2 protein-coding genes are annotated in these 3,781 nt (G+C 36.7%); both read right to left on the reverse strand.

Annotated elements, in window-relative coordinates; translation table 11 throughout:
• Window positions 1-3: 3 nt before the first annotated feature.
• Complete coding sequence (locus AACU59_RS03580; RefSeq protein WP_161437828.1) at window positions 4-1,281, reverse strand: RHS repeat-associated core domain-containing protein; 1,278 nt, start codon at window positions 1,279-1,281, stop codon at window positions 4-6.
• A 163-nt stretch (window positions 1,282-1,444) separates the two neighbouring features.
• Window positions 1,445-3,382, reverse strand: a complete 1,938-nt coding sequence (locus tag AACU59_RS03585) for a hypothetical protein (RefSeq protein WP_161437829.1) — start codon at window positions 3,380-3,382, stop codon at window positions 1,445-1,447.
• Window positions 3,383-3,781 lie beyond the last annotated feature (399 nt).

The following is a 3,781-nucleotide window of genomic DNA, read 5'->3' on the forward strand; positions in this document are numbered from 1 at the left end:
CCTCTATACAGCGAAAATTCCTTGACGGATCGATGTGTTTATATTGATAGCGTTTGTATCTATATGAAGAATACTCATTCTAGATAATCCAGGAGCAACAACTCTATCCGAATATTGGCTAGCAGCACTATGTAAGATTTTTGTGAACGAGTCGTTAGATTCGGTATTGTTCTTCTCTGACATTTTATTCGCTTTTGCAAGAATTCCCATAGCACCTGATGCTAAAGAACCAGCTTGTTTAGCAATTGAATTTCCGATAGAAAGTATAGATTTTGGGCTATTCATTCCTTTTTTGAGTGAATGAGTTTTCATCATTCGTGAACCTAAAATACCTTTAGTACCATAAATGTTTTTAGGAGCATAAGAATTCCAACCATTTGGAAGCTTTAAAGCGGTAAGTTTATCTGCTCTTATAGTATTTACTTGTATGAGTAAATCTGAATGGCCAGCTTTGAGTCCAGTTTCAAAATCTCCAGAAGCTTCAATCTTTAGCATTGCTTTATTTGCTTTTGTAGCTAATTCAGATCGTCTTGTTGTAATGTGACTCTTAGAGCGGAATTTGATCTCCGTTTTGAAGCGAGACTGGCCTAACCGACCTTTAGACAAATTGGTCACAAAGCCTGGTGTTTTAAAACCTTGCGCTACTTCACCCGCCACACCTACAGCACCAGCAGCAAGCGAGATACCTGTAAATGCCCATGAAGCAATATCCAGTTTTTGGGCGGTATCAGGATTACGCTCCTCAACAGCGGCAGCAGAAACAGTTAACACCCCACTTATAGATCCTGCGACAGAACCGATAATACCCGTAGCTATGGCAATAGATGTACCACCAGTAAAGGGAGCAGCTATCACTCCAGCAATACCAGTAAGTATGGAAAATATACCGAGCCCAAGTTTCTTCGCATCTAAATGACCACTAGGATCGATACGATTAATTGGATCTCCATGACAATATTGATAAGCATTGATACCAGCATCTGAAAAGGGGCTTAACGAGTCCTGCGACATAAAACGCATCAAAAATGGATTATATCCACGATAACCATTCCCCAGCATATAATTTCCGGTCACTGGGTCTAATGTTTCTCCATTAAAACCTGTAAACTCATGAGTAAAAAGTGTAATAAGCTTCTCCTCATCCAGATTGAAAACATGAGCAAAAACAGATAGCGCATTAAGTGTAGCTGTGCTAATAATTGCTGTTGAAATACTCTTACTTAGAAAAGATCTTCGGGAAATTGCCTGATTAAATAATGATTCTGATATGTGATTTTTCATATAATCCTTAATATAATAAGAAGTTTACGATTCATAGAGTTAATTAAGCCTATGCATCAATTGTTATAGAATGGAGTCGAATAGACAAGTGTGCTCCAATACCCATCCAAAAATCATACATTGATAGATTAATTAAAAAACACACTTATACTAATAACTATCCTTAATCTAATACTGGAACAAATTTTTCACCTTTTACACGTGTTAACGCGAAATTTTTTGATTTTCCACCTGCGGCGCCAACCTTAGGTTCTGCGTATAAAGTGGCTGAAAATTTAAATCGATTACCATAATTATCTTCAATAAATGACTCAATTGCTCTTTCTGATGTCTGTGTTGAACCTGCCCAAGACGGACCAGAAAACATAACAAAAGTGTCAAAATCATCACTTCGAAAATCAATGACTGGCAACACACTGTAAATTGAAAAAGTGCCATAACGGTCTACATCAAAATTGTTGGTATCAAACTGCCAAGTATCTCGGTGATCATAATAATAACCGGGTACCACACCTTGCTTTTGCATATTTGTATAAGAAAGTTCAACTGTTTTTGTTTCACCAAATTGGAGGTCAGAGGTATAGAAACTATAATCTGCATAGTCACTCGACGTTACTTTACTGCAAATACCGTCATCTTTAGAATCGCTGCCTCCAGCCGCATCTTTCACGCACCCACGTGATAATTCTGTTGACTTGGTATTAGTCGCAGGTAAAAAGTGATGCCCAGCACGTCTAGCTGAATATTTATAGAGATTGGCTTTCGCATATGATATTCCTCTTGCCCAACCATTTCTAGTTCGCCATCCTGGACGCCCGCCACAATCATTCTCATTACTACATATTTCAATTAATTCTTTGCTCTGCTTTAAAATACCTAAGTTATCTGTTATTGACCCTTGATAGCTTCCATCAATAACTGAGAGTCTTCGTGCTGGGCTTCCAAATCCATCCGGACCACAGTCGTTAGTGTATGCCCCCGGAATACTGTTTCCTTCTTGATCTTCGTAAACACTGAATGTGCAAAGGTCAACATTTCTCTGTTCAGTAAGAGAATTAGGCTTATATCGTAACCAGATTGTAGCTGTCCTGAGAGCCGCTTTTTCATCCATGTACGCAGCAGTTTTTTGCTTATTTAAACTTACTGGTAAACGAGTCTCATAACGCATATCTTGTTCATAATCTATGACAAACTCAGGATAAATATCCGCTAACTCTTCAGGGTAATTACCATCATTTCTCCTGTAGATGCCTAATCGGATATAATATTTAATTTCATCTTCAGTAATCTGCACTGGATTACAACGATGATCATTCAGTTCATAGTCATTCAATAAACAGGCTTTATAGGTAATCGCTATAGGTTTTTGCATTCGCCCATTATTATAAAGGTCAGTACCTTGCGTACTCGTATCCAAAGACATATCTAAAAATGCCAGCGGTCTCACGCTGCGCTGCAAACTATCTGAATCTCCTTCTTTAAATACACTCCATTTGTTAAGTGTAGAATTCCATGTGAATATCACTACTTGATTAGTAGAAATTTTTAGATCTGTGCTACCTGCGATCATTCTACGATCTATATAAGTGTCATATGCAGCTTCTGATCTGACCACTATTTTTTCTGCCACACCTTTAGTGTCAGGGAGGTACAGATGTTTATCCCAATTACTATTTGCGACAAAATAAGCAACATACTTCTTATTGTTCGGTATATGTACGCCACCATTATTCGGCGATGCCTCATCTTTCAGTGTCCAAGCAGATGCCGAAGCAGTAACCGGTTTATAGACCATTTCGATCCGGTCATTCGTTTTTATCTTTATTGAACCAAAACCAATAATATTACCAACTATCTTAGAATCATAACTTGCATTTGATATAATGTTTACCTTGTCACCATTCTTAGGCTTTTGAGGTAACACTATTTCTTTTGACCAGTTACCATCACCTAAAGTCAAGGTGACATTATTATCATAACTGGGTAAGCGCCCCTCAACTAGATCGTTTGGTGTATACGATCCAGCATAAGCATTATTTATATGTATCATTCCAATAATGCTTAAATTTAAAAAAAATATCGATTTATATATTTTTGCCATGAAAATGCCTCATTTTATTTGATAATGTTTAAAAATAATAACAAACCATGCAGTTATGACATGGATATGCTCTGTTAGTGTTGTAAGACTAATATCCTCATTTTTTACTTTTTTACTTTTGCTAAAAGGCACATTTATTCATTAGGACTTACTTTATTACCTATAGCTTTGTTGTGCTGCTAGCTTGGCTCAATGTGTTGCATACTCACTATACACTTTGAGGCTATTGCTCATTATTGATTTTCCCTGAATTTTTTATTTTTATAAAATCAAAAAATTTTATATTTATAATTCTTGAGCGTTTTATGATTTTTTGTATAATGATGAGGTTGTATTTATTTCGTAGACTTGTGGGATCTGATGTGGACAAGATGATTTATATATTGGATGGTATGCTGG

Source organism: Vibrio sp. V23_P3S9T160 (genome assembly GCF_963886625.1).
Lineage (GTDB): Bacteria > Pseudomonadota > Gammaproteobacteria > Enterobacterales > Vibrionaceae > Vibrio > Vibrio anguillarum.